19 protein-coding genes are annotated in these 26,436 nt (G+C 40.8%); 7 read left to right on the forward strand and 12 right to left on the reverse strand.

What is annotated here, in order from left to right; translation table 11 throughout:
- Positions 1-86: 86 nt before the first annotated feature.
- From LV85_RS17905 to aspS, 6 genes are all read right to left on the reverse strand, one after another.
- Positions 87-2,468 carry an arylsulfatase gene (locus LV85_RS17905; RefSeq protein WP_111322003.1) on the reverse strand — a complete coding sequence of 794 codons (2,382 nt, stop codon included), beginning with the start codon at positions 2,466-2,468 and terminating at the stop codon, positions 87-89.
- Between the two features lie 18 nt (positions 2,469-2,486).
- A complete protein-coding gene (locus LV85_RS17910; RefSeq protein WP_111322005.1) occupies positions 2,487-3,752 on the reverse strand; it encodes a BamA/TamA family outer membrane protein in 1,266 nt (421 codons plus the stop codon).
- 229 nt (positions 3,753-3,981) lie between these two features.
- Positions 3,982-4,692, reverse strand: a complete 711-nt coding sequence (locus LV85_RS17915) for an outer membrane beta-barrel protein (RefSeq protein WP_111322007.1) — start codon at positions 4,690-4,692, stop codon at positions 3,982-3,984.
- Between the two features lie 34 nt (positions 4,693-4,726).
- Positions 4,727-5,782, reverse strand: a complete 1,056-nt coding sequence (locus tag LV85_RS17920; RefSeq protein ID WP_245942365.1) for a hypothetical protein — start codon at positions 5,780-5,782, stop codon at positions 4,727-4,729.
- Positions 5,783-6,343: 561 nt separating this feature from the next.
- A complete protein-coding gene (tnpA, locus tag LV85_RS17925) occupies positions 6,344-6,790 on the reverse strand; it encodes an IS200/IS605 family transposase (RefSeq protein ID WP_111322009.1) in 447 nt (148 codons plus the stop codon).
- Positions 6,791-8,350: 1,560 nt separating this feature from the next.
- A complete protein-coding gene (aspS, locus tag LV85_RS17935) occupies positions 8,351-10,111 on the reverse strand; it encodes an aspartate--tRNA ligase (RefSeq protein ID WP_111322013.1) in 1,761 nt (586 codons plus the stop codon).
- Between the two features lie 623 nt (positions 10,112-10,734).
- On the opposite strand from aspS, the gene LV85_RS17940 reads away from it, so the two are divergent.
- Together LV85_RS17940 and rluF are read left to right on the forward strand one after the other, a co-directional pair.
- The gene (locus LV85_RS17940; RefSeq protein WP_111322014.1) at positions 10,735-12,042 is read left to right on the forward strand and encodes a M23 family metallopeptidase; all 1,308 of its coding nucleotides are present in this window, start codon (positions 10,735-10,737) and stop codon (positions 12,040-12,042) included.
- Positions 12,043-12,673: 631 nt separating this feature from the next.
- The gene (rluF, locus tag LV85_RS17945) at positions 12,674-13,405 is read left to right on the forward strand and encodes a 23S rRNA pseudouridine(2604) synthase RluF (RefSeq protein WP_111322016.1); all 732 of its coding nucleotides are present in this window, start codon (positions 12,674-12,676) and stop codon (positions 13,403-13,405) included.
- Between the two features lie 222 nt (positions 13,406-13,627).
- Here the strand turns inward: rluF and LV85_RS17950 are convergent, their stop codons facing one another.
- Positions 13,628-14,476 (reverse strand): glycoside hydrolase family 16 protein, encoded by an 849-nt coding sequence (locus LV85_RS17950; protein ID WP_111322018.1) that lies wholly within the window; start codon positions 14,474-14,476, stop codon positions 13,628-13,630.
- Between the two features lie 158 nt (positions 14,477-14,634).
- On the opposite strand from LV85_RS17950, the gene LV85_RS17955 reads away from it, so the two are divergent.
- The 5 genes from LV85_RS17955 to LV85_RS17975 all read left to right on the forward strand — a co-directional run bounded on the left by LV85_RS17955 (position 14,635) and on the right by LV85_RS17975 (position 19,291).
- Entirely contained in the window at positions 14,635-15,009 is a 375-nt protein-coding gene (locus tag LV85_RS17955) for a hypothetical protein (RefSeq protein WP_146260502.1), read from the forward strand.
- A gap of 197 nt (positions 15,010-15,206) precedes the next feature.
- Positions 15,207-16,325 (forward strand): cytochrome-c peroxidase, encoded by a 1,119-nt coding sequence (locus LV85_RS17960; RefSeq protein WP_111322022.1) that lies wholly within the window; start codon positions 15,207-15,209, stop codon positions 16,323-16,325.
- Between the two features lie 91 nt (positions 16,326-16,416).
- On the forward strand, positions 16,417-17,139 hold the full coding sequence (locus LV85_RS17965; protein ID WP_111322024.1) for an MbnP family protein: 723 nt from the start codon (positions 16,417-16,419) through the stop codon (positions 17,137-17,139).
- 35 nt (positions 17,140-17,174) lie between these two features.
- Complete coding sequence (locus LV85_RS17970; protein ID WP_111322042.1) at positions 17,175-18,236, forward strand: cytochrome-c peroxidase; 1,062 nt, start codon at positions 17,175-17,177, stop codon at positions 18,234-18,236.
- Positions 18,236-19,291 (forward strand): transporter family protein, encoded by a 1,056-nt coding sequence (locus LV85_RS17975; RefSeq protein WP_170125632.1) that lies wholly within the window; start codon positions 18,236-18,238, stop codon positions 19,289-19,291. Before LV85_RS17970 ends, LV85_RS17975 begins: the two co-directional genes overlap by 1 nt.
- A 101-nt stretch (positions 19,292-19,392) precedes the next feature.
- Here LV85_RS17975 and LV85_RS17980 read toward each other — a convergent pair whose 3' ends face one another.
- From LV85_RS17980 to LV85_RS18000, 5 genes are all read right to left on the reverse strand, one after another.
- The gene (locus LV85_RS17980) at positions 19,393-20,103 is read right to left on the reverse strand and encodes a hypothetical protein (protein WP_111322026.1); all 711 of its coding nucleotides are present in this window, start codon (positions 20,101-20,103) and stop codon (positions 19,393-19,395) included.
- A 109-nt stretch (positions 20,104-20,212) separates the two neighbouring features.
- The gene (locus LV85_RS17985; RefSeq protein ID WP_111322028.1) at positions 20,213-20,722 is read right to left on the reverse strand and encodes a cupin domain-containing protein; all 510 of its coding nucleotides are present in this window, start codon (positions 20,720-20,722) and stop codon (positions 20,213-20,215) included.
- Positions 20,723-20,936: 214 nt separating this feature from the next.
- Positions 20,937-23,369, reverse strand: a complete 2,433-nt coding sequence (locus LV85_RS17990) for an OmpA family protein (RefSeq protein WP_245942366.1) — start codon at positions 23,367-23,369, stop codon at positions 20,937-20,939.
- Between the two features lie 2 nt (positions 23,370-23,371).
- Positions 23,372-24,346: a PorP/SprF family type IX secretion system membrane protein gene (locus LV85_RS17995; protein ID WP_111322032.1), complete on the reverse strand. Its 975-nt coding sequence runs from the start codon at positions 24,344-24,346 to the stop codon at positions 23,372-23,374.
- 37 nt (positions 24,347-24,383) lie between these two features.
- The coding region (locus tag LV85_RS18000; protein ID WP_158531203.1) for a DUF7507 domain-containing protein at positions 24,384-26,436 on the reverse strand (2,053 nt) is incomplete at its 5' end.

The raw sequence follows: 26,436 nt of genomic DNA on the forward strand, positions 1-26,436 counted from the left end.
CCCTCTGTTATTTACAAAGTAGGCCAAGCTAAATTTTAAATAACCAAGCTATCCAATTAAACATGCTCTTCTAGCATGCAGATAGCCTATTTCAATTTAACATTTACAGAATTTATCTTTCCCACAAATTCAAACGGCCTCTTATTGAAATAGGCCAGGGATACAGGTGAACCCAAATCTACTCCAACATCGAATGTCTCTGTGGCTGTGAATGCCAAAGGAACTGTACGAACCAAATCGACGGAGGCATAGTCATGTCCGTCAAGCGTAATCTGTACTGTACCAGGTTGTCCAGGACCTTTGACGGTCGTAGTAATTCCTAGTTTGTGCTTCCCTGCAGGAATTGCAGTCTTACCTTTTACCGAGTAATTTTCTATCAGCAGCATATTGTATTCATAGACTAGATAGCCATTCTCCATAAAGAGGGTTACCCCTCCACCAGCTCCACCAACAGCATATATTACTCCATTTGCTCCGCTACCAACTTCCATATCAACAGTGACTTCATTGCTCTCTCTACCGATCCCGGGTGCAGTGAACTCAGGCATCCTTCGGGTATCTTGTTTGAAGTTCCACTCCCTATAAGAAGTCTTTCTGATATCTGCAGGATGATTTCTTAGCCATAGGCCAGCTCCTATCGGAAAGTCTTTGTTGTCTTCCGCAAGGGCTAGAAAATCCTTCTTCAACTGCTCCAATTTTTCCGGGTTATCCTTAGCCAAATTATGCGCTTGAGAAAAATCCTCATCCAGCTTATACAGCTCCCAAACATCATTATCCATATCCCAGTTATTCACTCGCTTCACTGATGCTGGTGTATTCCAAGGGATAAATGGTCCAAAAGTCGAAGCCATCCAGCCGTCTTTATAGATTGCACGGCTAGCATTGTTATCAAAAAACTGTACTTCCTTCTCTGAAGGTGCCGATGCTTGGTCAAAGGTATAAGCTAAACTTTGCCCATCCATTTGCATTTGATCATAGCCATGCACCACTTTTGGGTGGGTAATATCGAGTAGATCATAAAGAGTTGGTGCAATATCTATTACGTGGTGAAACTGGGTGCGAATCTCTCCGTCTGGTTTGATTTTCTTAGGCCAGGAGATAGCCATAGGATTACGCGTACCTCCAAAATAAGAGCCCATCAACTTTGTCCCTTTGAATGGAGTTCCTCCTGCCCATGCCCATCCAGCGTGGTACATATTGTCCGTATGCGGTGAACCTAGCACCTCTATTCCTCCGATTTTACCCAAAGCTGCGATTTGCTGCTCTACTGTATTTGGAATATTGTTTTGTGCCAAAAGCTCAGAAATAGAACCTTGCTGCCCTTCAGCACTGGATCCATTATCTCCGAAAATATAGATAATGATGGTATTTTCTTTCAATCCGCGCTCTTCCAAGCCGTCAACTAATTTTCCAACCTGAGCATCTGTATGCTCTACAAAGCCTGCGAAAACTTCCATCAATCTTCGCTGAAAAGCTCGCTGACCCTCTGGGATATCATCCCAACCTTGGAGTGTGCTATCTCTAGGGGTAAGCTCCGTTCCCTCAGGGATAATCCCCATTTCCAATTGCCGCTTAAATACTCGCTCTCGGTAGGCATCCCAGCCATCGTCAAATTTCCCTTTGTATTTGTCAGCCCATTCTTGTGCCACATGGTGTGGACCATGCACTCCACCAGGTGCCCAATACATGAAAAATGGTTTGTCAGGTGAAAAAGCCTGTGAATTGTCCACCCACTTTAGCGCCTGCTTTACCAGATCTTCAGTGAGGTGATAATCCTCATCCTGCGGAGGCTCAATGTGATCATAGTTCTCTGTCAATCTAGGCTCCCACTGAGAAGTCTCTCCTCCCAAAAAGCCGTAGAAATGTTCAAAACCATAGGCATTTGGCCAATGGTTTTTAGGCCCCATCATCGTAGTCTCTGTAGCGGGAGTATTGTGCCACTTTCCAAAAGCGGAGGTATGATATCCGTATTCCTTCAATATCTCAGGAATCGTAGCAGCGGTTTTTGGAATAATACCCGTGTAGCCATCGAATGCTACCGCACGCTCGGCAATAGTACCAGAGCTTACTCGGGTATGATTCCTACCTGTCAACAAAGCCGCTCGTGTAGGAGAGCAGATCGAGGTGGTATGAAAAGTATTGTAGAGCAATCCCTCCTTGGCAATCTTAGTGAAATTAGGAGTGTGGATTTCTCCACCCATTGTCTCGGAAATCCCAAAGCCAACATCATCTAACAATACAATCAGCACATTGGGAGCATCAGCAGGTAGACGATTAGGCTCATCTGGCCATTTCATGTTAGAATCTTGGAGTCGAGCCTTTGTCACGCTCTCCATAGGAAGTGCCGCAAAGGGCAAGACCTCTCCATTATTCTCGGTGGCACTAGTAGTGTCTGTGTCTTTATTGATGCTGCAGGAAGAAACTAATAAACCTGATAAAAACAGCGAAAGAAGTAATTGTCTATTCATAATATCTTATCTGTTTAGTTAAAAATTCTCATTCAAGCGAAGGAAGAAACCAGTAGTCCCATAACTACCCCAGCCATAATCAATACCTATATTGGTTCTTGCTTTTTGACTTATATTGAAGCGCAAGCCTACCCCATAACCTGGCTCTATGTATTGAAACAGATCTATATTTTCCTTACTGCTTGCTGTGGTCGCATTGATGTAAGCAATCGCTCCAAAGAATTTTGGGTTTTTCTTGGTGGCAAAGAGATGCTTTCTGAATTCCAAACCTCCAAACATCAGGTTTTGACCTCTAAATCTACCTTGAGAATAGGGCTCTCCAGACTTGGAATACTGATCCCAACCTACCGCTGGTAGGTTCATATAAGGTAAATCTCCAGCTAGTGTTAGGTTGGCAAATGCCCAAAGCGCAATGATATTATTATGATTCTCAGTAAGGTTAAAGTATTCGCGATATTCCATCCACAATTGGGTCGAGCTTTGATCGCTACCCAGAAACTTAGGGTTGAACTTCACATTCATCATGGCATATCGACCTACGTAAGGATTGTTTACATTATCCCGAGTATCAAATACACCATTTAGAGAGATCCCAACTAAGGTGCTTTTGTCCTGCGCAAAGCCATATTGCTCATTATAGGCATAAAAAGGCGTGATCACTTTTGGAATGGTATCCAAGTTCAGTAGTTGATCCGTGAAATTGCTGAATAAGTCCAGGTGAGCTCCTATTCCTGCATAAAAATGACTTGAACCAATTCTCTTCAGATAAGTTTCGTAAAATCTGAAAAACTGAAACTCCAGCATATCTGCCTCAGAATTCCCTTCAATACTACCATCGTCAAATCCAAAATCATTATCTGCCAGTCGAGCCGATTGTGGACCAGTTCCCAAGCCCCAAGTAGGCTGAGAAGAATTAAGATAACGCCAGTCCCCTAATAATATAAAACCATTGTCCTCACCAAAGACTGTCGATTTCAAGGTAATGATCGTTTGTTTCTTTGTGGTGAAGGCTACACCAGCCAGTGCATTGGAGATTTTTGTAGTCTTGGGATCTCCCAAATACCAACTAGCTGAGGCACCTGCTCCATAGATAAATCCAAATGCGGGATTCGCCCCTATCACAGGCACAGGAGACAAATACATACTTCCCTTATGAGGAGGCTCTTTGACCTTCTTATGCTTTTTCTTTGAAGTAGTAGAATCTTGTTGTGCATAGACGCTTGATACTAATAGAATCAGTGACAAGCTAAACAGCAATTTGAAAAATGGAAGTTTATACATCATGGTTTGTTGTGATTGTTTCTTAAAGAGCAAGTAAAAGTTTAAGCTCATCTTTTAAATACCAAATATTCTGAAAATATTAATACTTCATAGTCAAATATAAGCCTTTGTGCTAATAACAAAAGGAAATAGCGATTAAGTAATTGTCAAAGATTTGAGGTTATTGCTTAGTAATGGGAAAAACTACGAATTTTAGGCTCATTTTAGTTTGGTTTCATATATCTAAACAGGATTATTTTGTCTTCATTTTTCCTCTACCTATAGGGAGGTTTGCGTAGATGGCTATCTGACTATTTTTCTGTTTACCATCAATATCCTTCATCACATCTGAAAAACCGCCTTGAAAGCGCAGTCCCAATGCATTGAATCGTTCTTTGTCAATGTACATGCCTATGCCTGTCACATATCCCATTTCTATGCGTTGCACCTGATCACGGATATCTACATCCAGAGACGCATCACCCTGAGTCAGCTCAGTTTCAAAAATATCCCTGGCTTTTGTTCTAAAAGAAGCCTGAGGACCTAGCTCAACAAAATAGGCTCCTTTATATGCATAGCGCATGGTCACAGGCAAACTTAAATAGCTAATCTTCCTAGTCACATCTGTATCAGCATATATAGAATTGAGCCTAGGGTCATCCAAATCATAGGCTGGAATACCTGCGGCACCTCTCTGGTATTTGGCTAGCATCTCGATGTTCAAGTGCAAATTATTATCCCACTTATGGGTATAGAACAAACCAAAATTGAATGTTCTCATGTTTTTATCAGCCTCTACGCCTGAGAGTTGATTCCAGCTATAATCCATATGAATCCCGAAGAGATTGTCCTCATTATTCAGTTTGTCACCGAATATCAAACTGAGTAATACTTGAGATTTGGCTGTGGTCGCAGTGCCCATACAAAGGACCAAGACTGAGAAAAAAATTAGTTTGCGTTTCATAAGCTAAAATTGATGGCTTGAAATTAAACTTGTCTTAGGATTTTTTCTTGAATATCCCTGCAAATCTATAATTGAGATTCAATAGGAACTGGCTTCTTTTTCCAAATACACCGAGTTCAGATCGTAGCATCCAGTTTTTATCAAATTGATATTGCGCACCCAGTATTAGATTTAAAGGAGCCGCTACTTCTTTATCCAATTTGTATTCAATCTGTGCATCTCCTATGTCTACACCAGCAGCAGCATCTTCAATCTTGCGGATTATTTGTTTTACTACGACGCGTTGTGCAGGAGGCAATCCATCAGCCCACTCATCCAAATCTTGAATAATTGCCCCATCTCCGATATTAGGGACTAAATCCGAGATAGATATATTGCCTCTTGTATCACTTTGGATATTCTGATAAAAAACGCCCGCCCATACAGATAAATTACGCTGAGGATTATTTATTGAAGGAATTGTATGACCTATTCTTAAACCACTGTTGAAAGCTGGTACAGGTTCCACTACTACTGATACATCTGCAAAATTGTAATTATTATCCCAAGCGATCCATATTGGCCCTACTGCTCCAGTTAGTGTAGCTCCAAAACCAAAGCTACTCACAGAAAATTTTTGAGAAGTTTCAAAACCAATAGGAGAAAGCAGCGTGACGTTTGTCTGTGTGTTGCCTCCTCCCAAAATACCGTACACGTTCAAAAATGGTAAGACCCAAAGGTCAGGACGGAACGAAACTGCATTTGTATTGGCAATGGTTGGGCCAAAATTAATGAATCGACTTACATCAACGAGCTCAGAGCCACCAAAACCTACCAACGTTTCATTTATTAAAATCTCTTGAGTCTGTGTGAAATAGATAATACTAGCTCCCCAGGCATAAGGCAGATCATATCCTCTTTTGGCAGCGCCTGCTCCCAAGATTGGAAATAGGTAGGGATAGTCCATATTCTTTAGGCTATCGTAATAGTCTTCATAAAGCGGGTTGAAGATTTTTTGAGCACCCTGGGCATTTGCTTTGTTTCCACTGGTCAAACCGAGTGAAAGGATCATAGTCAAAAAAAGCAGTTGGCAGCTGATGATTGTTTTCATCTATAAAGAATGGTTTAGTAAAACTTTACACGAAACTAATACAAGATATTAATTAAAATACTGTCGCAATACATATAAAGCAAGTTGTACCCTAAGGAAACACCCTGTGAGGAGCGATGGCAGGATGACATGGCGCAGACTGCCAAAGGTATAAATAGTAAAAAAGTGATCAGTTACAATGTTCAATTCAAGTTGCAGTCACCGGCAGTGCCAAGGGCACGCTATGTATTTGCCCAGTAGGAGCACAGCGAAATGCTGGGTGATGGAAGGATGATGTTAGTCAGAGTGCCATAGGCACGATCGGAATTGTCAGTGATTGTGTTCGATGAAAAAGAGTTCGACCCCTTCGGGGTCGTGGGGGACATGTGTTACATTTTACCCCCAGTTCCACTGGGGGCTATTCAAATGTTTGATCCTTTCAGGATCAGTAGTCTAAAACTTATTATCAGAAAATCCATGTATGTATGACCACGGAGTGGTCGAACCTTTCAATAGCCACGGGTGCAACCCGTGGTCACGGATGTTAAAATAGAAAATGGGACGACCCTGAAAGGGTCGAACTCATAACAAATACTTAGGATCAAATTCGATCTCATGTTCTTCTAGCAAGGCTTTGTATTCATCTAAGAAAGTAACTTTCCTATGATGTGTCTCCTGATTTTTAATGTATTCGATCAAACCGTCTTTGGCTTTGATGGATTCAGAAAAGGCACCATAGCCATCCTGCCAACCTTTGAATTTCGGGAAAATCGCCTCTCTATCAATGAAATCATCACAGGCCAATTTGATATCCTTAATCAAGGTAGCAATCGCAATAGTTGGGTGAATATGGGTTAAGATATGAAGGTGATCTTCGACACCATTGATCCGATAGAGGTGGCATTTTTTGTTAGTAAGTAACTGGTGAATAAAACCAAAGAGACGCTTTTTTTGATCTTTGATCATAGTAGGCTCTCTATTTTTTGTTGAAAAAACAATGTGATAAACCAGTTGTGTGTAAGTGCTCATAAAAATCAGGGTTTAGTGAAAAAAGGATACTAGGAATTTAGAGATTTGGTTGATTTTGGCAAAAGGTTATGTAGAAAAAGTTCGACCCCTGCGGGGAGGTGGGAACATATTGCGAATTCATTTACAATGGGTTGCACCCGTGGATACCGATGTTATGATGGGAAATGAGCGACCCTGAATGGGTCGAACATATTTGTTCTTAAATTTTAAAATCCCAAAAAATATATAAATGCGTAGATACAATCTACGTTTAGTGGGGGTTAATGAAAACGCAAAAAAGTATTCACCTTAGGTCAGGGTACCAAGAGCCAAGGGGGCGCTCAGTATTTGCCCAGTATGAGCACAGCGAAATGCTGGGTGATGGAAGGATGATGTTAGTCAGAGTGCCATAGGCACGATCGGAATTGTCAGTGATTGTGTTCGATGAACAAGAGTTCGACCCCTTCGGGGTCGTGGGGGACATGTGTTACATTTTACCCCCAGTTCCACTGGGGGCTATTCAGAAGTTTGATCCTTGCAGGATCAGTAGTCTAAAACTTATTATCAGAAAATCCATGTATGTATGACCACGGAGTGGTCGAACCTCCCAATAACTGTGCGCCGTGGAGTAGCCGCGGGTGCAACCCGGGGAAAGTTGAAACAGTGTTTCGAGACTGAAACCCTGAAAAAGTTGAACTTTTGCAATCAGGATTTCAAATCCTTGATAATATAAATGTATAGATACAATCTACGTTTTGTAAAGGGTATAATTTATTTCTCAAACACATTACCGAGAGTACTGAACACATTCATTGGATTTTAAGCACCGTAGGTGCGGAATTTTTGTAGCCCCGAGCTTCAGCTCGGGGTAAAAATAAGATTCAAGATTCCGGGTTTTGGCCGAAGTGATATCAATCGAGAAGATAACGGTTCGCCAAAACGAGGGGAAGGCAAAGATGTGAAAATAAAGTTCGACCGCATTCGGGGGTCGCGGGGTCGCGGGGTTCGTTTTCCATGGGTTGCACACATGGCTATTAATGGTTCGACCCCATTCGGAGTCATGCTTTTAGTTGTGGAAAATTGAAACAGTGTTTGGAGACAACAACCCTGAAAAAGTTGAACTTTTGCAATCAGGATTGCAAATACTTGATATTATAAATGTGTAGATACAAACTACGTTTAGTGGAGGGTATAATTTATGTCTCAAACACATTACCGAGAGTACTGAACACATTCATTGGATTTTAAGCACCGTTTGTGCGGTGTTTTTGTAGCCCCGAGCTGAAGCTCGGGGTAAAAATAAGATTCAAGATTCCGGGTTTTGGCCGAAGTGATATCAATCGAGAAGATAACGGTTCGCCAAAACGAGGAGAAGGCAAAGATGAGAAAATAAAGTTCGACCGTATTCGGGGTCATGGGCGGGGTTCGTTTTCCAGGGGTTGCACCCATGGCTATTGATGGTTTGTATCCAACAAAATAGGCTGTCTCATCTCTGAAACAGCCTCTTATAGGGGGCGAATAATCATTCGCCCTTACCCTTTCGCGCCTCGGTCTGTGTCCCCACAGACCGAAAAGTTTATATTATGATTTAGCCACTACAGCCAATTGAATGGACAATTCTTTCAACTGCTCATCTGCAATACTACTTGGTGAATCGATCATTACGTCGCGACCAGAGTTGTTTTTAGGGAAGGCGATGTAATCACGTATGGAATCTGATCCTCCGAAAATTGCACACAATCTATCAAAACCAAAGGCAATTCCTCCGTGTGGTGGCGCTCCATATTCAAAGGCCTCCATGAGGAACCCAAACTGCTTTTGTGCTTCTTCCTCTGTAAATCCTAGATGTTTGAACATCAATTGCTGGGTAGCTCTATCGTGAATACGGATAGATCCGCCTCCGATTTCCACGCCGTTGATCACCAAATCATAAGCATTTGCTCTTACAGCTCCTGGATCAGAATCCAGTAATGGAATATCCTCTTTCTTCGGAGAAGTAAATGGATGGTGCATGGCATGGAATCTTTCAGTTTCCTCATCCCATTCTAACAATGGAAAGTCCATCACCCAAAGTGGCTTGAAAACTGTACGGTCACGAAGTCCAAGCTCCTCACCCATTTTCAGTCGAAGCTCCGAAAGCTGCTTGCGTACTTTATCAGCATCTCCACTTAGCACTAACATCAAGTCTCCCTGTGCTGCTCCAAATGCATCTGCCCAATCCTGAAGATCATCTGCAGAATAAAACTTATCCACAGAGGATTTGATCGTGCCGTCAGCATTGTACTTGGCGTAGATCATGCCTTTTGCTCCGATCTGAGGGCGTTTCACCCATTCAGTCAGTGCATCTATTTGCTTACGGGTATATTCCGCAGCGCCTTTGGCACAGATACCTACTACCAACTCCGCTTGGTCAAAAATGCCGAATCCTTTGCCTTTGGCTAAGTCATTCAGCTCAACAAATTTCATATCAAAACGAAGATCTGGCTTATCGTTACCATAATATTTCATGGCATCGGCATATGTCATGCGCTTCACTTCTTCCAATTCAACTCCTTTCACCTTACTAAACAAATGCTTAGTCAGGCCTTCAAAAGTATTGAGGATATCTTCCTGATCGACAAAAGCCATCTCACAGTCAATCTGAGTGAACTCTGGCTGACGATCTGCTCTCAAATCTTCGTCACGGAAACACTTTACAATCTGGAAATATCTGTCAAAACCAGAAACCATCAGCAACTGCTTGAAAGTCTGTGGAGATTGCGGCAAGGCATAGAATTCACCTGGATTGGTACGGCTAGGAACTACAAAATCACGTGCTCCTTCCGGAGTGGATTTGATTAAAACAGGAGTTTCTACCTCGATGAAGTCTTGCTCATCCATGTATTTACGTGTCTCCTGCATCATCTTGTGACGCAATTGCAGTTTCTCACGAATTACATTTCTCCGAAGATCAAGGTATCGATATTTCATACGGAGCTCTTCGCCGCCGTCTGTCTCATCTTCAATTTTAAATGGGGGAACCTTGGCCGCGTTCAACACCTCAAGTGCTGTCACTTTGATTTCTATAGAACCTGTTGGAATGTAATCGTTTTTGGAAGTTCGCTCGATTACTTTTCCAGTAGCCTGTACAACAAATTCACGACCTAACTCGGCCGCTTTTTCCAATAATGCTTTTTCGCTGGAGTCCTCTTCAAAAATCAATTGAGTCAAGCCATAACGATCGCGAAGATCGACCCAGATCAAACCTCCTTTATTTCTTACTCGCTGTACCCAGCCGGCAAGAGTTACTTCTTGATTTACGTGCTCCAGGCGAAGTTCGCCACAAGTATGCGTTCTCAGCATGTTTTTATCATTTTTTTGGGAGGTCAAAGATAAAGAAATGACCGTGAGAACACAGGAATCATTGGCTGATTAGCAATCTTTTCGGTAAATTCTTTGAGATTCTCACAGAAAATCTCTCTTATCTTCAATAAAAGGCAAAATATCCAAGAAGCGAAGCCTCTCTAATTTCATACTTTCCAAAAAAACTCATATGAGCTGTTGTAATGGCGCAATACTATAATTCCTCTTATCTCTGCTAGTTAAAAAAAGTTTGACTAAAGAAACAATTCATACCAGTCCGCCCTGGCGGAATCCTCGGTGTAGCTAGCTATCGGTACGGGGGTAGTGAAAATACACGAAAAACAAAACGATGAAGGGATCTAGCCATAAAGTTTCGCCCTTTCAGGGCTTTAAAACAAGATTTTGCTTCATTTGCCCTGCACTTCGAACAGGCTGATGAATGGTAAAGTTCCTTCAGAGCCTGTTGGGCAACAGACATACCTATAAAATAATGTGAGCATATTCTTCGTTATTACTACAGTTGAGGATTTGCTAGCTAAAGGTTTATGTCCCAAAACTTGGAATAGAAGCCGTTTTTCGCTTGTTTTAACCAAAATTTCACCTTCCCTTAATAGTATAGATTAATGAAAAAGATTTGGATAGGAATTGCTGCCCTCATTATCACCATTGGTGCAGCATCTTCACTCCAATTTATCAACCTGCCTTTTCAAGCCGAAGAGGAAGCAGAGATCGTAACACCGCCATTGATTGATTCCCTTGCGAATCAAGTTTTTTTATATGGAATCAACGTCACCGGGCTGAATATTGTAGAAGGAACTGTCAGTAAAAACCAGACGCTCGGGTCCATACTCGCGCCTTTCAACGTACCCTACCAGATCATCGATCAAATCGCCAAAAAGTCAAAGGAGATTTTCGATGTAAGAGGCATTGCTGTAGATAAGAAATTCACGGTGCTAAGTCCTGCTGATTCATCTCAGGCAGCATTTTTTATTTATGAGCCAAATCCCGCGGAATATGTAGTCTTCAATCTAGACTCTATCGATATTTATAAAGCGGAGAAGCCGGCGGAATTCAGAACCAAAGAAGCTGGAGGAATTATCAATTCCAATCTTTCGGCTGACATGACTGGCCTAGGTGTGACTTACGACATCATTGATCAGTTTGCTGATTTATATGGTTGGTCTATTGATTTTGGAGCTTTGCAAAAAGGCGATAAGTTTAAAGTGTCTTATCAGGAAAAAGTAATTGATGGAATCGTCGTTGGCGTTTCGGATATCAAAACCGCATTTTTTGAGCATAAAGGCGAAGCTTATTATGCGATTCCCTTTGAGCAAAATGGAGAAGTAAACTTCTTCGATCAAAATGGTGATAGCTTTAAGAAAGCTTTCTTGAGAGATCCTTTGAAGTATTCTAGAATTAGCTCTAGATATAGTTTGAAAAGATTCCACCCTGTTCAGAAACGCTACAAAGCACACTTAGGTACAGATTACGCAGCGCCAAGAGGTACGGAAATCCGTTCTGTGGGCGAAGGTACCGTGACAGATGCTCGTTACACTTCGGCCAATGGCAATTATGTAAAAATCAAACATAACGGCACCTACACCACCCAATACCTGCACATGTCTAAGATCGCCAAAGGCATCAAACCTGGAACGCGAATCAAGCAAGGTCAGGTAATCGGCTATGTAGGAAGTACAGGATTGGCTACTGGTCCGCACCTTTGCTTTAGGTTCTGGAAAAATGGCAAGCAGGAAGATTGGTTGAGAGAAAAGATCCCTCCTTCCGAGCCGATTTCTTCACAGAATAAAATGGCCTTTGAATCCACTAAGGTAGAGTACATGGAAAGACTGGCGGCAATTAGACTTCCTGGTGATCCAGAGATATTGGTAGCCGAAACTCCAAAACCGACTACTTTACCCAAGGGCGAATAAAAGGATATTTTGATAAAATATAGAAGCGCAGGTCTCAGGATTTGCGCTTTTTTTTTGTTTTTTACCACAAAGTGCACAAAGGTTTCTCAGAGGACACAGGTAAAAAGTGCTGTTCCATAATTATGATTTACTGTCAGACTGAGTAAGAAAAATTTAGAATTTACTAAAGAGAGATGACGCTGTCAGCCTGAGTATTAAATATTCTCTGAACATACAAAAATGAAATGCCAGTAATTTGGTTTGGAACCATAACCATGGTCACCTTGAGCACTTGAGAGACGAGAGTCTCGAATTCGAAAGGTTCTCGACTTCGCTCGAACTGACCAGCTTTTGATGTCCTCAAATCAATCTGTTATTGGTAGCACTTGTTCGACGAGAGTCTCGAAATCGAAGGCTCTTAAGTTTTAGTTAAGAGCATTTCGCCGTCTCTAAAATTGACATCTATAAATTATAATACAGCCACTTCAGTTTAATTGGTACTTATACCGTTGGCATTTCGCTCTTTCAGAGCTTATCAATTGAATTAATACTACTTGAAGTAATTTAGCTGCGCACTCTGCGTAATCCACTGCGTTCACCGCGGTAAACATCTATTTCTTAACTTGCAGCCTTAATCCATTTTCAATATCCAGTGGAAGCAAATCAACAAATACGAATCAATAAATATCTCTCTGAAGTTGGTTTTTGCTCTAGACGAGCAGCGGACAAACTCTTGGAAGAGGGTAGAATCACTATCAATGGTAAGGTACCCGAGCTAGGAACCAAAGTTGGCTCCACTGATATCGTTGCCGTAGATGGGGAACCTGTAGGCAAACCAATACAAGCCCACACTTATATTGCTTTTAATAAGCCAGTGGGCATCGTGAGTACTACGGATACCAAAGGCGAAAAGGATAATATCATAGATTATATTGCTCACCCAAAGCGTATTTTTCCGATAGGAAGGCTTGATAAGGACAGTGAGGGTTTGATTTTGCTGACCAGTGAAGGTGATATCGTAAACAAGATCCTTCGCTCCAAAAACAACCATGAAAAGGAATACATAGTCACGGTCGATAGACCTGTAAACGATGAGTTTTTACGGCTAATGGGAGCTGGCGTTCCTATCTTAGACACAGTTACTGATCCCTGCAAAGTAGAACGAATCAGTAAATTTAAATTTCGCATAATCCTCGCCCAGGGTCTCAATAGACAAATCCGTAGAATGTGTGAGCACTTTGGTTTTAAAGTAGTACAATTGAAGCGCATCCGAATTATGAATGTGCATTTGGATATCCCAGTGGGCAAGTGGAGAGACTTGACAGAGAAGGAATTGGCAGAAATCAATGAGATGGTATCAGATAGTTCTAAGACTTTTGATTGAGGGTATTAACCGCTGAGTCAAGGGAGGATTCGCAGAGGGCGCAGTTTCGATTCTTTCTGCTGTACTGCTTTTCCAGAAGAACGTTATTATGTATTCTCGACCTCGAGCTATCGAGATACTCGAACTAACAGGTTATTCGTTGTGCTGCTTCTCCAGAAGCTGCACTTATCCACATAAAAATGCTGCATCTGGAGAAGCAGCATAACTCGAAATACAAGAATTTTACTTCTGATAAACTCTTACATAATCAACCACATATTCTTTGGGAAATGAAGTGGACCTAGGATCACCTCCGTTTCCTCCAATAGCAAGATTGAGCAATATATAATGTGGCTCATGAAAAGGATTCGTGCCATCAGGGTTGACTGTTCTGGCTAGGTCAACCTCATTGAGCAACTCATCGTCCAGAAAGATTTTTATAGACTCTTTAGTCCATTCCATTCTCCAGAGATGGAATTTACTCGGCCAATCAGGGTCTTGCTCCAGAAACTTAGAAAATGGGATTTTAGCCTCATCCCACTTGGCATTGTACTGACCTTCATCAGCCCAAGCTGCATTTGCCAAGATCGTTGCTTCGCCTTTCACCCGATAATACTCCATCACATCGATCTCTCCATTAGATGGCCAAGGCTTGGAAATGCCAAGAGTCCAGATCGCTGGCCACATGCCCAACGCAGTATCTATTTTCGCTCGAACTTCCATAATCCCGTATTGGAATTCATACTTCCCACGGGTATTGATACTGGATGAGGTGTATTCAGCAAACTCTCTATTTATTCTCCAATCCTTACTTTCAGCATCAAATTTTGGGTTTTCCACCTTTTCTCTTTTGCCAGTTATTATCAGTTTTCCATCCTTTACCAAAGCATTAGGTTCTTGATACCATTGCAACTCATTATTTCGCTTGAACCCTTTTTCAAATGACCATAAGGAGGAATTTACCTGACCAGCTTGATCAAATTCTTCCTGCCAAACCAAGGCATATTCTGTTCCAGTTGGATTGAATTGAGCTTGAGAATTCGAGGAAATTCCAAGTGCAAATGCCAGGAAAAAAATACCGTACTTGATCATATTGAAAGATTTAGGGATAAGAAGAAAGAAATATAAGCCCAATATATCAAGTTACAAAAGCTGTTGTTAGTCAGTTGAAATTATCAATTACTACCATTTCATCAATAAAAACTATAAATGATGGTATAAAAACAGATTCTAATTTACCTTTGCAGCAAATGCTTAAAATCACACTTTACATATGGCTTTGCGCTGTTCTGGTAATGAACAGCATGGTGTATTCGGTGATCAAAGTAAATTTCACAATGAACCAGAAATACATCATAGACAATTTCTGTATCAATACGGATAAGCCGATGATGAATTGTGATGGCAAGTGTTATCTAGCAACAAAGCTCAAGGAAGAGCAGGAAAGGCAGGAAAATACACCGGCTTTAACCTTCAATCAGGACTTTGGAGTGTATATCTCCAACACTACTCTCAGCTACCAACATCCATCGAATTTCACTGAGCTTATTGCTCATGAATCTTTTTACAAAAACGAGTTTGGCCAAACCATCTCTACAGAAATCGACCATCCGCCGAAGGCGTGATTTTTTTGATCGAGTAACAGATTTCTTTTCATAAAGTATGATTATCCGTGTCCGATAACTTTCGGATGAAGTCTCTAAGCCTATTTGGTTCGGTAGACAGGAGAATGCAGTGGTTTTGATGTTAGACATTCGAATCCTAGTATTCTTTTGTCTAGCTAAGGGAAAAATGCGGATGAGCATATAAAAACTTTCTATTCATGCGATTTCAATTCCCATCTTGGCTAGGGTTGATTGGTATGTGTGGCTTAATTTCCTGTGGAAATACTGAGGAAGAACCCATAACTGGTCCTACTCAGATTTCATTGGACGCGCCGGACTATTTTCCGTCCACTATTGCCATGCCTACTGATAACCCGCTGACTGCAGAAGGAGTGCAACTTGGGAGAATGCTTTTCTACGAGAAAAAGCTATCCGCTGATGGCACGGTTTCCTGTGGCTCTTGCCACCAACAGCAAAAAGCCTTTTCTGACGGCAATCAATTCAGCTTTGGTGTAAGTGACTCCATTGGAGATATGAACTCCATGTCGCTTTCCAATCTTCATTGGCAAACCAAATTCTTCTGGAATGGCCGTGCTATTTCACTTGAAGATCAAGCTATACAGCCTATCGAAGATGAGCGAGAAATGAATCTTCCGATTGAGGAGGCAGTCAATCGTTTACAGGCAGATGCTAAGTATCCGAGCCTCTTCAAAAATGCATTTGGCACATCAGAGATTAGTTCCAATCTCATCGGTAAGGCTTTGTCTCAGTTTGAGCGCACCTTGATTTCCGCCAATTCAAAGTTTGATGCCTGGATCAGAAATGAGGTTGAGCTTAGTCCCGAAGAGCAACTGGGATTGGAGCTTTTCTTCACCCATCCTGAGCCTACGCTTCAACTTCGCGGAGGTAATTGCAGTGATTGTCATATAGGCTTTCTTACTGCGGGTGACTCTGAGGGATTAGCAGGCTTTCATAATAATGGCTTGGATTCAGAGGAAAACTTATCGTTAGGGTTGATGGAAATCACAGGAAATTCTTTTGATCGGGGCAAATTCAAAGCTCCAGGATTACGGAATATTGCCTTGACAGCTCCCTATATGCATGATGGTAGATTTCAAACTTTGGAAGAAGTACTCGATCATTACAATGGTCACATTCAAAATAACAGCACGCTAGATGTGTTGATTTTGGAAGCTAGCAATGAACTTCCAGATGGCAGTGGTAACGTAAAGCTGCATCTAAGTGATGATGAGAAAGCAGCAATTATCGCCTTTCTCCACACACTCACAGATCAGCAATTTATTGCCAATCCAAAATTTTCAGATCCTTTCAATTGAAAAACTAAAACAGTCAAATCGAGCCTAGCCTGCTCAAGACAGATCGACAATGTTCTAAGCAAGCGAGATTCTATACGAAAAATAAAAACTCATGAAAAATATACTTTATATAGCACTATTCTCATCATTATTGATTTTCTCCTCTTGCAAAGATGAGGAGGTTCCAGCTACGATGGCTATGAACATTACGATAGAGCATGTGCTAGATGGCCAAGCTCTAGAACTGAATGGAAAGTCATTTACACTTCCATCAGGTGAAGATTTCACTCCAAAAAAATTCAAGTATTACATTTCCAACGTGGTATTGACCAACTCCAAAACAGGAGAAACTTATACTGAAATGGACAGCTATCACTTGATCAGCGAAGATGGAAACAAAAATATCAATCTAGGAATGATCCCTTCTTCCAATTATGATCAACTTACTTTTTCCATTGGCGTGGATGAAGTTGCTAATGGCAAAATTGACCAAACAGGTGATTTGGATCCAAATTCTGACATGGCTTGGAACTGGAACACTGGTTACAAATTCTTGGTATTGGAAGGTGAATTCACCAATGCAAGCTCAGGAGATAGACAAGGTCTAATAATGCATATCGGAACCAATGACAATTTCAAAACTCTTTCGCAGCCTCTTTCAGGTGTAAAAGCTGGTATGACTACATCTATCAACCTTACTTCGAATCTGGACGAATTATTCCTTGACCCTAATACGCTTGAAATTAGCGAATTGGAAAGCACTACTATTATGTTTGGAGAGGTGGCTGCTCAGGTGGCAGAGAATTACTCTAATGGTTTTTTTACAGTGAAATAATCCTATTCCCGGGGGCAATGCCCCTGGGTTCTCCTATGAAAATTTGTCTTAAACTTCTTCTTTTAACTGGGATTGCTCTGGCTTCTGCATGTACGCAATATGAGGAACCTGTATTCCTAGAACATGAACTCCAATACTTTATTCCTGAATTGTCTTCCACACTTCAGGTTGCAGGATTCCCACAACCAGAGCGGAATATCATTTCACAGGAGGGAGTTGCTTTAGGCAAGAAATTATTTTTTGACCCAAGCCTGTCAGCAAATGGCAAGGTCTCCTGTGCTACTTGCCATGCACCTAGCTTAGCCTTCACCGATGGAGTTGGACTAGGGAGTCATGGTACCACAGGAAATAAATTGCATCGTACTTCACCAGGTATTTTCAATTTAGCCTGGCAAGCAGATGGGCTGTTTTGGGATGGTGGGGCACACGATCTAGAATCACTCAACTTTGGCCCTCTTACACATCCTGACGAGATGGCAGCCGATCTTAATGAATTAGTTGCCAATCTTGAAAACAATGAGGAATACAAACAGCAATTCGAACATGTCTTTTCGGCAGAACGAATTGAAAGTGCCCAGGTGAGCCGAGCCATCAGCCAATATGTGAGAACGCTGATTTCTCAAGATTCTAAGTATGACCGATGGAAAAGGCAAGATGATTCTTTCACTGAATTAGAGTTAAAAGGCTATCAACTTTATAAAAAAAACTGCTCCACATGTCATCAAGAAGGTCTTTTCACAGACCGGGATTTTCACAATAATGGCTTAGACAAAGAGTACCCTAACCCTCCAGAACTAGAAGGTTTATACCAAGGGAGGTATAGAATCACCTCAAAACCAGAAGATATGGGGGCATACAAAACTCCTACACTTCGAAATATAGCCTTGACCGCCCCCTATATGCATGATGGGAGACTGGAGACCTTGGAAGATGTTCTCGATCACTATCAAAATGGCATTCAAGTCAATGAATCACTTAGCCCTCAACTTAGCGAGGGAATCACATTAAACCCATCTGAACGAATTGCACTTCTGGCATTTCTAGCTTCATTAACTGATTCCGTATTTATTCAAAAACATCATCAATCAACTAACTGATGAAATCCATTTACAAAAAAATAGTATTGCTTAGCTTAGTCTGCTTTTCATTCATAGGAATGCAAAAAAGTTATGCTTGCGATAGCTGCAATTTCTTCGAGTATAGCTTACTCCAAAATAAAAGTTACCTAGGAGTATTCTATAGACATAGAGGATTCAATGATTATAAAAGCTATACAACTGTGTCTCCAGCGGCGCAAGCTATCCTTACTTATCCGCAGCAACTCTCCACAAAGTTACTACCTGGAAACTATCCAATAGTGATGCATGAACCTGAGGGAAATGATCTCTATGTAAAGAAATCCAAAGAAGATTATGAGACCTATCAAACCATCGAAGTACGTGGGAACTACACTATAAATAACAAATGGAATTTTACCGCAGTACTGCCTTATGAGTTCAATAAAGTATACTATGCGGAGTATCTTGAACTACCTAAACCTAGCCGTGACACTACCCTATTCGTCCAAGGCTGGGGAGATTTGACTTTGGCAGGAGATTACATTTGGATGATATATAATCAAAAGTCAAGACATACAATTCGTCCAGGATTTGCGGTGAACCTGCCTACTGGTCAAGCTTTGGTCAAGTCAGCAAATGAAAACCAAGATTACTTTGATCCAATTATTCAACCAGGAAAAAATGCCTTCGCTTTTATCCCAAGATTGAATTACCAATGGTTTCTAAACAATCAAGGAGTAAATGCCGGAGGAAGCTATCAATTCAGTACAGAGGGTGCTCAGAACTATCAAGCTGGAAATAGCTTTAATGCTTATGCGATCTATTTCCATCAATTTCAGGCAGGTGAAAAAGTTATTCTCGCACCAAATGCTGGTGTATATTATGAGGCTTCACAAAAGGATACATGGAATGATGTGGAGCAAAATCTCACTGGAGGCCAGGTGACCTTTGCACAGATTGGCCTAGATTTTAATATCACTCAGAATACCTTGAATATAGTATACCAGCATCCCATCACACAGAATCTAAACGGAAATCAAATTTTGAATGGAAGTAGATTGAGTGTTGGCATTATCAGGAATTTCAAACTTTAAAAGGAATTTGGAGGAAATGCAGGAGCTAAGTGCTACTGTAAGAACAAACTGACAGCGAGGATATACGAATTAATGTACTATACTGGCCAATTAGAACAAACTCAGGATAACCAACCTACAATGGTTTCTAGAATAGAGGCTAAGAAATGATTTTCCCAAAGTGGAGGAGTGGCCAAAACAAAAATTAAGCATATCGATAAAAAACTCATTAAGTCTACCTTGAATATTTTCTTATAGGAAAAATAGTCATAAACCATTAACGCAATAACTGGAATAAGTAGAGCCATAACAACCCCTATTGGTCCAAAAAGATTAAGTAGCCCAATAAAATCCATCATTCTTGCAATTCCAGCAGAACTAAAAATAAGTGTGGCAACCATCATCAGTCGCTTGTGTATAAATGGCTTCCTTCTATAGTTAAGTCCTATTACACTTAAAATAACTCCCAGTAAAATTGTGGAGAAATCTCTCCCTGCCTGACCAAGATCAGATTGGTAAATCACAGGCACCATGAATGCAACATAGAAACCTGAGATAAGCACAGAAATCAATATAACAATTCCAAGCAGTCCTAATTCCTTATGTAACTTCAAACGCTTTGAAAACACCAACACTGTTTGGATAAAATACAATAGTATCCATAAGCCAGCACATAGCCCATGAATATAAATATGTGTATGTAATGACCCTTCTGTATGAATCCGAGAATTGATGGAGAACCCAAATCCTATCATGTTAGATAGCAAAAAAAAGGTGGCTATTGCCAGAAAAAAAATTCGATGGCCTAGAATTTCTCGTTTAAGCCCCATCATCGATTGTTACCATACATACGAAAATAGCCTATTTCAATTAGGTTAATTACTCAGCTTTTTTAACACGCTAACTATTGAATATTAATAGTATTGCCGAATCAGGATCCAGCTATTTTAAATATGAGTTTGCATCAACAGTTTTTACTGCCTCTTCAAAATTACCTTTGTTAAACTCTCGTATATCAATTGCTACAGGTGGGCCAGGATCTTGACCTTTGGTTCCTGGGGCTGGGTTTCTTTCCAGATAATTTATATCCACCGTGGATGATGGGAATGTAGCAACTATTTCAGCAACCTCATTTCCTATATTTTTAAATGAATGAGGCACTTTGGAAGGGATAAAAATTACAGCGTCTTTGTAGACTTCTTTAGACATGCTCCCCAATCGAACCTTGATCCTACCGTTTATTACCATCAAGACTTCGTCAATGGTATGCTGATGTAGTGGGATTTCGTCTCCTACTCCAAGCTGTTCTCTAAATACTGACATATTTTGAACTATGCCAGAATCCTTGTCTCCAGGATCAACAACTAGAGCTAATTTGGAATTTGGCCTATAATCATCTGGATCATCTATAGAATCTAGAGGCGTAAAATCGAATTTTTCAACTATTGCCATAGAACTACTCTCATTAGTTTCTAAAACAAGATAACAAATATCACGTATAAATTAATCAACAAAGTTAGATTTATTCAAGAATAGAGGCCATGAAAAGTTTATATATTAGATTTGGCAGGCAGCGTTACTGCCAGTCCAAATAGCAAAATTGTGAAAAAAAAGAGGCTACCCGAAGGCAGCCTCTTTTAGCACTATACTATTCACATCAATATTTTTACATCGTATCTACTTTCTTCTTTCTACCTGAATAGGTAAAAGATGATTTGCCTACTCTAAGTTCAGTTCGGCGATTCAACTGGTGCATCGCTTCTGTACATGTCACTTCATTACAATCATAGATTGGCTTAGATTCTCCAAACCAGGTTTCTTCCATTCTATTGTCTTCAATGCCTCTCTTAGTCAAATATGCCTTCACCACATCAGCTCTACGCTCTGACAATGGCTTATTGTATTCCTCTGTTCCACGTTGATCAGTATGTCCTTCGATGTATAACATTAGGTTTGGCATACGTTTCAGCATAATCGCAGTACGCTCTAGTTCTTTCTTATGCACTGATCTCAGCATTGACTTGTCGAAGTCAAAATAGATAGTTGGGATCGCAGCAAGTTCTTTCTGGATATCCTCAAATAGGGCCTCAGGATCACAGTAGTTCAAATCTTTGAAGCTTTCAGGGATCTCATAATTCTTGGTAGGGTCAGGGAAGGCCTCCAATACTAGTTCTGATCTTCTGTTCAATTGATGATCGGCTTCAGCACATGGAATACCGTTACCACAGTCATTCACCAAATCCTGCTCTCCAAACCATTCCAGTCTAATTCTATCTCCAGAGATGTTATGCTGTGCCATGTATTCAGTCACTGCCTTAGCTCTATTGTTAGATAGGATAATGTTATACTCATCACTAGCTCTAGAATCAGTATATGAAGCTACTAATAGATCTAGGAATGGATACTTAGTCATCATCTCTCCTAGCTTATCCAGTGCCGGTTTGGCATCGTCTCTGATCTTGAACTTGTCCAAGTCATAATAAACAATGTCCACATATACTGGCAATTGATATGGAATAGCGATCAGCGTATATTCTCTTTTCACTGTGTCTCCTTCAAAGCCTTTTGTAGTAATACTCTCATCGGTCACACTGAAGTAACCAGGCTTAGAAATCACAATTCCAAAGTCACTATCTGGCTCTAATTCTGCATGCAGCTGACCACTAGTACCTCTGGTCGTCTGCACATTGCCATTTTGAGTCTTATCTCTCAGTGTAGCCATGTAGCTATCTGTGATCACCAGTCCTTCGCAGTCTATTACTCTAGCAAGGAATTGCTTATAAACTTCCTGCATGGTATAGATATCATCTAGTCCTTGTCCTCCTTTTCTATTGGAGGAAAGGTATACTTCTTCTTTACCGTCTTTGTCTACTACCTCACGATAAGCAAAGTCATCCGCCAGCGAGTTGATGGGAATCCCCATGTTTTGCACATTGCTAAACTGAGAAGCAGTATAATCTGCCTGGAATATATCCATACCTCCTACGCCAGGATGTCCTGTAGAACTGAAGTAAAATGTATCCCCTTTTCTAAAAGCATGAGATTCATTACCGGTAGTATTTATTTCATCCCCTAAATTGACAGGTGTACCAAAAGCCATGTTCTCGTCATAGGTCACATAATAAAGATCAGTGTCCTTCTGCGGTATTTTTGTTTTTCCATCTTCAGCTAGTTTTGGCATATCTGAAGTGAAATACAGTCTCTTTGCCTCTTCATCCACAAATGGATTCATCACAGCATATCCAATTGAATCATTGAATGGTACAGGATAAAAACCTTCAAGTGTGCCATCAGTATTCAACTTGCTATAATAGATCTCTGGCTGAACAACTATATTATCGTGTTTCTTGACCTTTTTAATCTCTCGAGTAACGGAATAGAATAGTATTCCTTGGCTTTTGTCATAACTAGGGTCTGAAAAGTTAAAGGTCCCAGGTATATTTGACATCAGCTCGGTTACAGTGCCTGCGGTATCTTGCTTATAAACTGAAAAGTACTCTCGGTCGGTGAAATCACTTTTCTCTTCACTGAAAAATCTGTTCCTCGAATCTATTCTCAGGCTTGGCATATCACTTGGATAAATCCCGCCCCGATCTGACACAAAGTACTTATTTCCTGCTGCATCCACAGCAAGATCGAAATCAGAGCCAGCAGAATTCAAGCTTTCTACCCCTTCAACCTTCACCTTCTTCTTACTTTTTACTGTCAATAGTTTAGCTACATCCAAATCATCTGCAGTTACACCTTTTGCTTGAAGTGTACTTACTGCTTCATCAAAATTATCGGTCAACTGGGCTGATCTGAGGTACTGAACATAATCAGAGTTATCTGCTTCATCATAGCCAACGGTAGTTTTCCACCAATCATAAGACATGTCATAGTCGCGAAGAATATCCTGAGCTCCAGCTATTTTTTTAGCTGTTTCATAGTTAGGCTTTTTGGCATAGGCTTGCTCATAGATCTCCATGGCATTTTTATAATTCATCAGCTCCATCTGCTTATCCGCATAGCGAACCTTGCTTTTTTGCGCCTCTGAAACTCCTACTGATCCAAAGATCATTGCTACGGTAATACTGAGTATTGTAAATATCTTTTTCATAATCAGAACCATCTTTGGTTTTTCATTACTGCTGTTCTCGGAATGATGTAGTAGCCTACAGAAAGCTCATGTGAGTTGTTACGGTAGCTACTCAAAACATTCAGGTTATGGTCATAGGCATAGCCTAGTCGTAGTCTCTTGGTGGCAAAGATCTCTACAATTGCTGCCAATGCATTTCGATTGCTCAGGTTTTCTGGTAGATTGTCTTTCCAGATCTTAATGTTACTACGATAAGATCCTCCCAGCCAGAGTCGCTCTCCGAATAAAAACATCGCGTTGATGTCATAATTAGTCGGAGCTCCTTTTACTTCTTTTATCAAGAAGCTCGGTTTGAATTTAACTGATTTGCCAAAATCAAAAATTGCTCCGGCAGTCAGATAGTAGTGGAAGTCATGATAGGCTAGTGCTATGTCTTCTTTTTCTAATGCTTTCTTACCAATCATGTTATATACACTGAATCCAGCATAAAACTTTCTGGTATTAAAAAACAAGCCAGAGTTTAGATTTGGAGTCGTGAGACTGATTCTTCCATCAGGTATTTCTGTATCTGGATAATCGTTTGCATCCAGCATACTTCCATCTATAGAATATTGTGAGAACCCAGCACTGACACCCAAGCCTAATTGACTATGCTCTCCCGTTTTAATCCGATATGCATAAGTCAACAAACCACCCGTAGTCTTAGTAGGCCCTATATTATCACTTAGAAATGATATCCCAAATCCCATTGTGCCCTCGTTAGCAGACAGGTCTGCCGTAACGGTAAAGGTCTCTGGTGCTCCGGGGAAATTGACCCATTGACTACGATAAGTAGATTGAATATAAGTCTCCTGCTTATATCCTGCATACCCTGGGTTTATATGCAACCCATTGAAGATATACTGGCTGTATTGCGGTAGCTGTTGTCCAAAAGTCCCTCCGGTGGCCAATATGGCCACCAGAAAGGTCATTCCAACGATTTTAAAAGTAGTTTTCATATGCTATCTATTTTCTTCCTGTATTAAAGACTATTAATTAGTCTTTGATTACTTGTATCCAACCTTTGTACTCATGCTCTTGACCATTTTTATCTGTTGCTTTCAACACATAGAAGTAAGTTCCAGCAGTCTGCCCAGGAGCATCCCAGTCATTCTTATAGTTCTTCTGCTCAAGGACATGATCTCCGAATCTATTGAAAATTGTGATGTCTGTGCTGACAAATATACTAATTCCTTCAATCTCAAAACTATCATTATCTCCATCATTATTCGGAGTGATAACATTTGGTATATGGAAAGGCTTAATAGTATTCACATCATTCGCCTGATTATCTGACTCATCTGTGTCCTCTTCTTCCGAATCTACTAAGACAATATTGGTAATTGCTCCCGCAGTTTGTGCTTCAACTTTCACTCTGAATGTCACCGTAGCATCAGCATCTAGACTAGGAATAGTCCAAGTGAGTCTGCTTCCAGTCACTGCAACTGTCACATCAGCATTGCTACTGTTGTCTGTCACTTCAGAACTCAAATAAATTACATTATTTGGTAGGTCATCAGAAACAATCACATTGGTCGCTAGAGTACCACCGATATTGCTAAGGACAATTTCGTACTCAAATTCATCTCCAACAAAGATTTCTTTTTCAAAGCTAGTCTTAGTAATATTCAAGTTAACCTCATCATTTACTAAGGCAATGAATACAACTGCATCATCTTGATTATCTGGATAAGCTACTTCTCTTAAAGTATATTTCAGGGTATACTCTCTAGCCTCATTTACTCCAGGGATCAAGCTCAACTCACCATTTTCGTCGATCATAAGACCAACTATACCGTCTAGGTCAGTGAATTCAAAGTCAACATCTGCTGGATCTGGTCTCACACCTCCCAGTAAATCATTGTCAAGTATATTCCCTAACAAGCCGCCGAAGCTGATGAAGTGTGTTCCATAGTCATCATCATTAGCGATGATCTCTGCATCCACATCAACAGTAAACTCATCCTTATCTTCCAATGGATTATCAGGATCAACTGGATTATCCGTGGTTGCAGTAGCTACATTGACAATTGGATCATTCGCCGCAATATCTTCAGCAGTCACCGTATAGGTAGTAGTGAATGTCTCTACTCCAAATTCTGGAAGTGATGCTATTGTAGTCTCAAAGCCAGTCAATGGATCTTTCACTACCACATTTATCAAATCATATCCACCGTCATTGCTTACAGTCAAGGTATAAGTTATCACCTCTCCTGCGGTAGATACTGACTGCTTATCAGCAACTTTATCGATTAAAATGGCCGGATCTGCTGCTGGAGATGGCGGAGTATAGAATATCTCTACCGATGCATCATCATCATCTTTAACCGTTCCATCTTCTGGAGAATTAGCTACTACAGTTGCTTTGTTGTACACTTCATTCTCATCCTGTAGAACCTCCAAAGTAACTGTGTAAGTAGTGGTAAAGACTTGTGAAGCACCAGTTGCTAAAGACTCAATAGTCGAGCTGAAGCCTGTAAGCGGATCATCTACTATCACATTAGTGAGTGTGACATTTCCGGTGTTTTGTACTGTCAAGGTATATGTAATTACCTCATCAACATCCTGAACGAACTCCTTATCTGCCACTTTCTCAATTGTAATCGAAGCACTTTGAATTACCTCTGTAGTTACTTCATCCTCATCTGATGGATCTTCTCCATTTGGACTGTCACCTGTAGTCAAGGCCTTATTCAATACAGACCCATTGTCCAAATCATCCTGAGTTATTACATATTCTGTACTAAGCTCTGTTGATTGACCTGGAATCAAAGCACCTACATTTTCAGCTAATTCTGTGAGTGGATCATTCACCATCACTGAGCTAAGCGTGACATTACCAGTATTAGTAATTGTCAAGGTATAAGTGATGACATCACCTACTTCATCTACACTTGCAGCATTGTCAGATTTCACTATCTGAATCATTGGATTCTGCGGAATCTCAGTCTCCGTGCAAGTAGTACAGTCAGGGTCACTTGGCTCGGTCACTGGAGTCGGATCAGAAGATTCGTCCGTCACATCATCAGATGGATCGTTTGGATTACCT

This window comes from Algoriphagus chordae (genome assembly GCF_003254055.1).
GTDB classification, from domain to species: Bacteria; Bacteroidota; Bacteroidia; order Cytophagales; family Cyclobacteriaceae; genus Algoriphagus; species Algoriphagus chordae.

What these genes read in the sequence shown, in the direction of transcription:
- LV85_RS17915 (WP_111322007.1), bottom strand. Translation starts at nt 4,692, where the DNA reads ATGAAACGCAAACTAATTTTTTTCTCAGTCTTGGTCCTTTGTATGGGC.
- LV85_RS17920 (WP_245942365.1), bottom strand. Translation starts at nt 5,782, where the DNA reads ATGAAAACAATCATCAGCTGCCAACTGCTTTTTTTGACTATGATCCTT.
- LV85_RS17995 (WP_111322032.1), bottom strand. Translation starts at nt 24,346, where the DNA reads ATGAAAACTACTTTTAAAATCGTTGGAATGACCTTTCTGGTGGCCATA.
- aspS (WP_111322013.1), bottom strand. Translation starts at nt 10,111, where the DNA reads ATGCTGAGAACGCATACTTGTGGCGAACTTCGCCTGGAGCACGTAAAT.
- tnpA (WP_111322009.1), bottom strand. Translation starts at nt 6,790, where the DNA reads ATGAGCACTTACACACAACTGGTTTATCACATTGTTTTTTCAACAAAA.
- LV85_RS17965 (WP_111322024.1), top strand. Translation starts at nt 16,417, where the DNA reads ATGAAAAATATACTTTATATAGCACTATTCTCATCATTATTGATTTTC.
- LV85_RS17985 (WP_111322028.1), bottom strand. Translation starts at nt 20,722, where the DNA reads ATGGCAATAGTTGAAAAATTCGATTTTACGCCTCTAGATTCTATAGAT.
- LV85_RS17905 (WP_111322003.1), bottom strand. Translation starts at nt 2,468, where the DNA reads ATGAATAGACAATTACTTCTTTCGCTGTTTTTATCAGGTTTATTAGTT.
- LV85_RS17980 (WP_111322026.1), bottom strand. Translation starts at nt 20,103, where the DNA reads ATGATGGGGCTTAAACGAGAAATTCTAGGCCATCGAATTTTTTTTCTG.
- LV85_RS17970 (WP_111322042.1), top strand. Translation starts at nt 17,175, where the DNA reads ATGAAAATTTGTCTTAAACTTCTTCTTTTAACTGGGATTGCTCTGGCT.
- LV85_RS17940 (WP_111322014.1), top strand. Translation starts at nt 10,735, where the DNA reads ATGAAAAAGATTTGGATAGGAATTGCTGCCCTCATTATCACCATTGGT.
- LV85_RS17950 (WP_111322018.1), bottom strand. Translation starts at nt 14,476, where the DNA reads ATGATCAAGTACGGTATTTTTTTCCTGGCATTTGCACTTGGAATTTCC.
- LV85_RS17990 (WP_245942366.1), bottom strand. Translation starts at nt 23,369, where the DNA reads ATGAAAAAGATATTTACAATACTCAGTATTACCGTAGCAATGATCTTT.
- LV85_RS17975 (WP_170125632.1), top strand. Translation starts at nt 18,236, where the DNA reads ATGAAATCCATTTACAAAAAAATAGTATTGCTTAGCTTAGTCTGCTTT.
- LV85_RS17910 (WP_111322005.1), bottom strand. Translation starts at nt 3,752, where the DNA reads ATGATGTATAAACTTCCATTTTTCAAATTGCTGTTTAGCTTGTCACTG.
- LV85_RS17960 (WP_111322022.1), top strand. Translation starts at nt 15,207, where the DNA reads ATGCGATTTCAATTCCCATCTTGGCTAGGGTTGATTGGTATGTGTGGC.
- LV85_RS17955 (WP_146260502.1), top strand. Translation starts at nt 14,635, where the DNA reads ATGCTTAAAATCACACTTTACATATGGCTTTGCGCTGTTCTGGTAATG.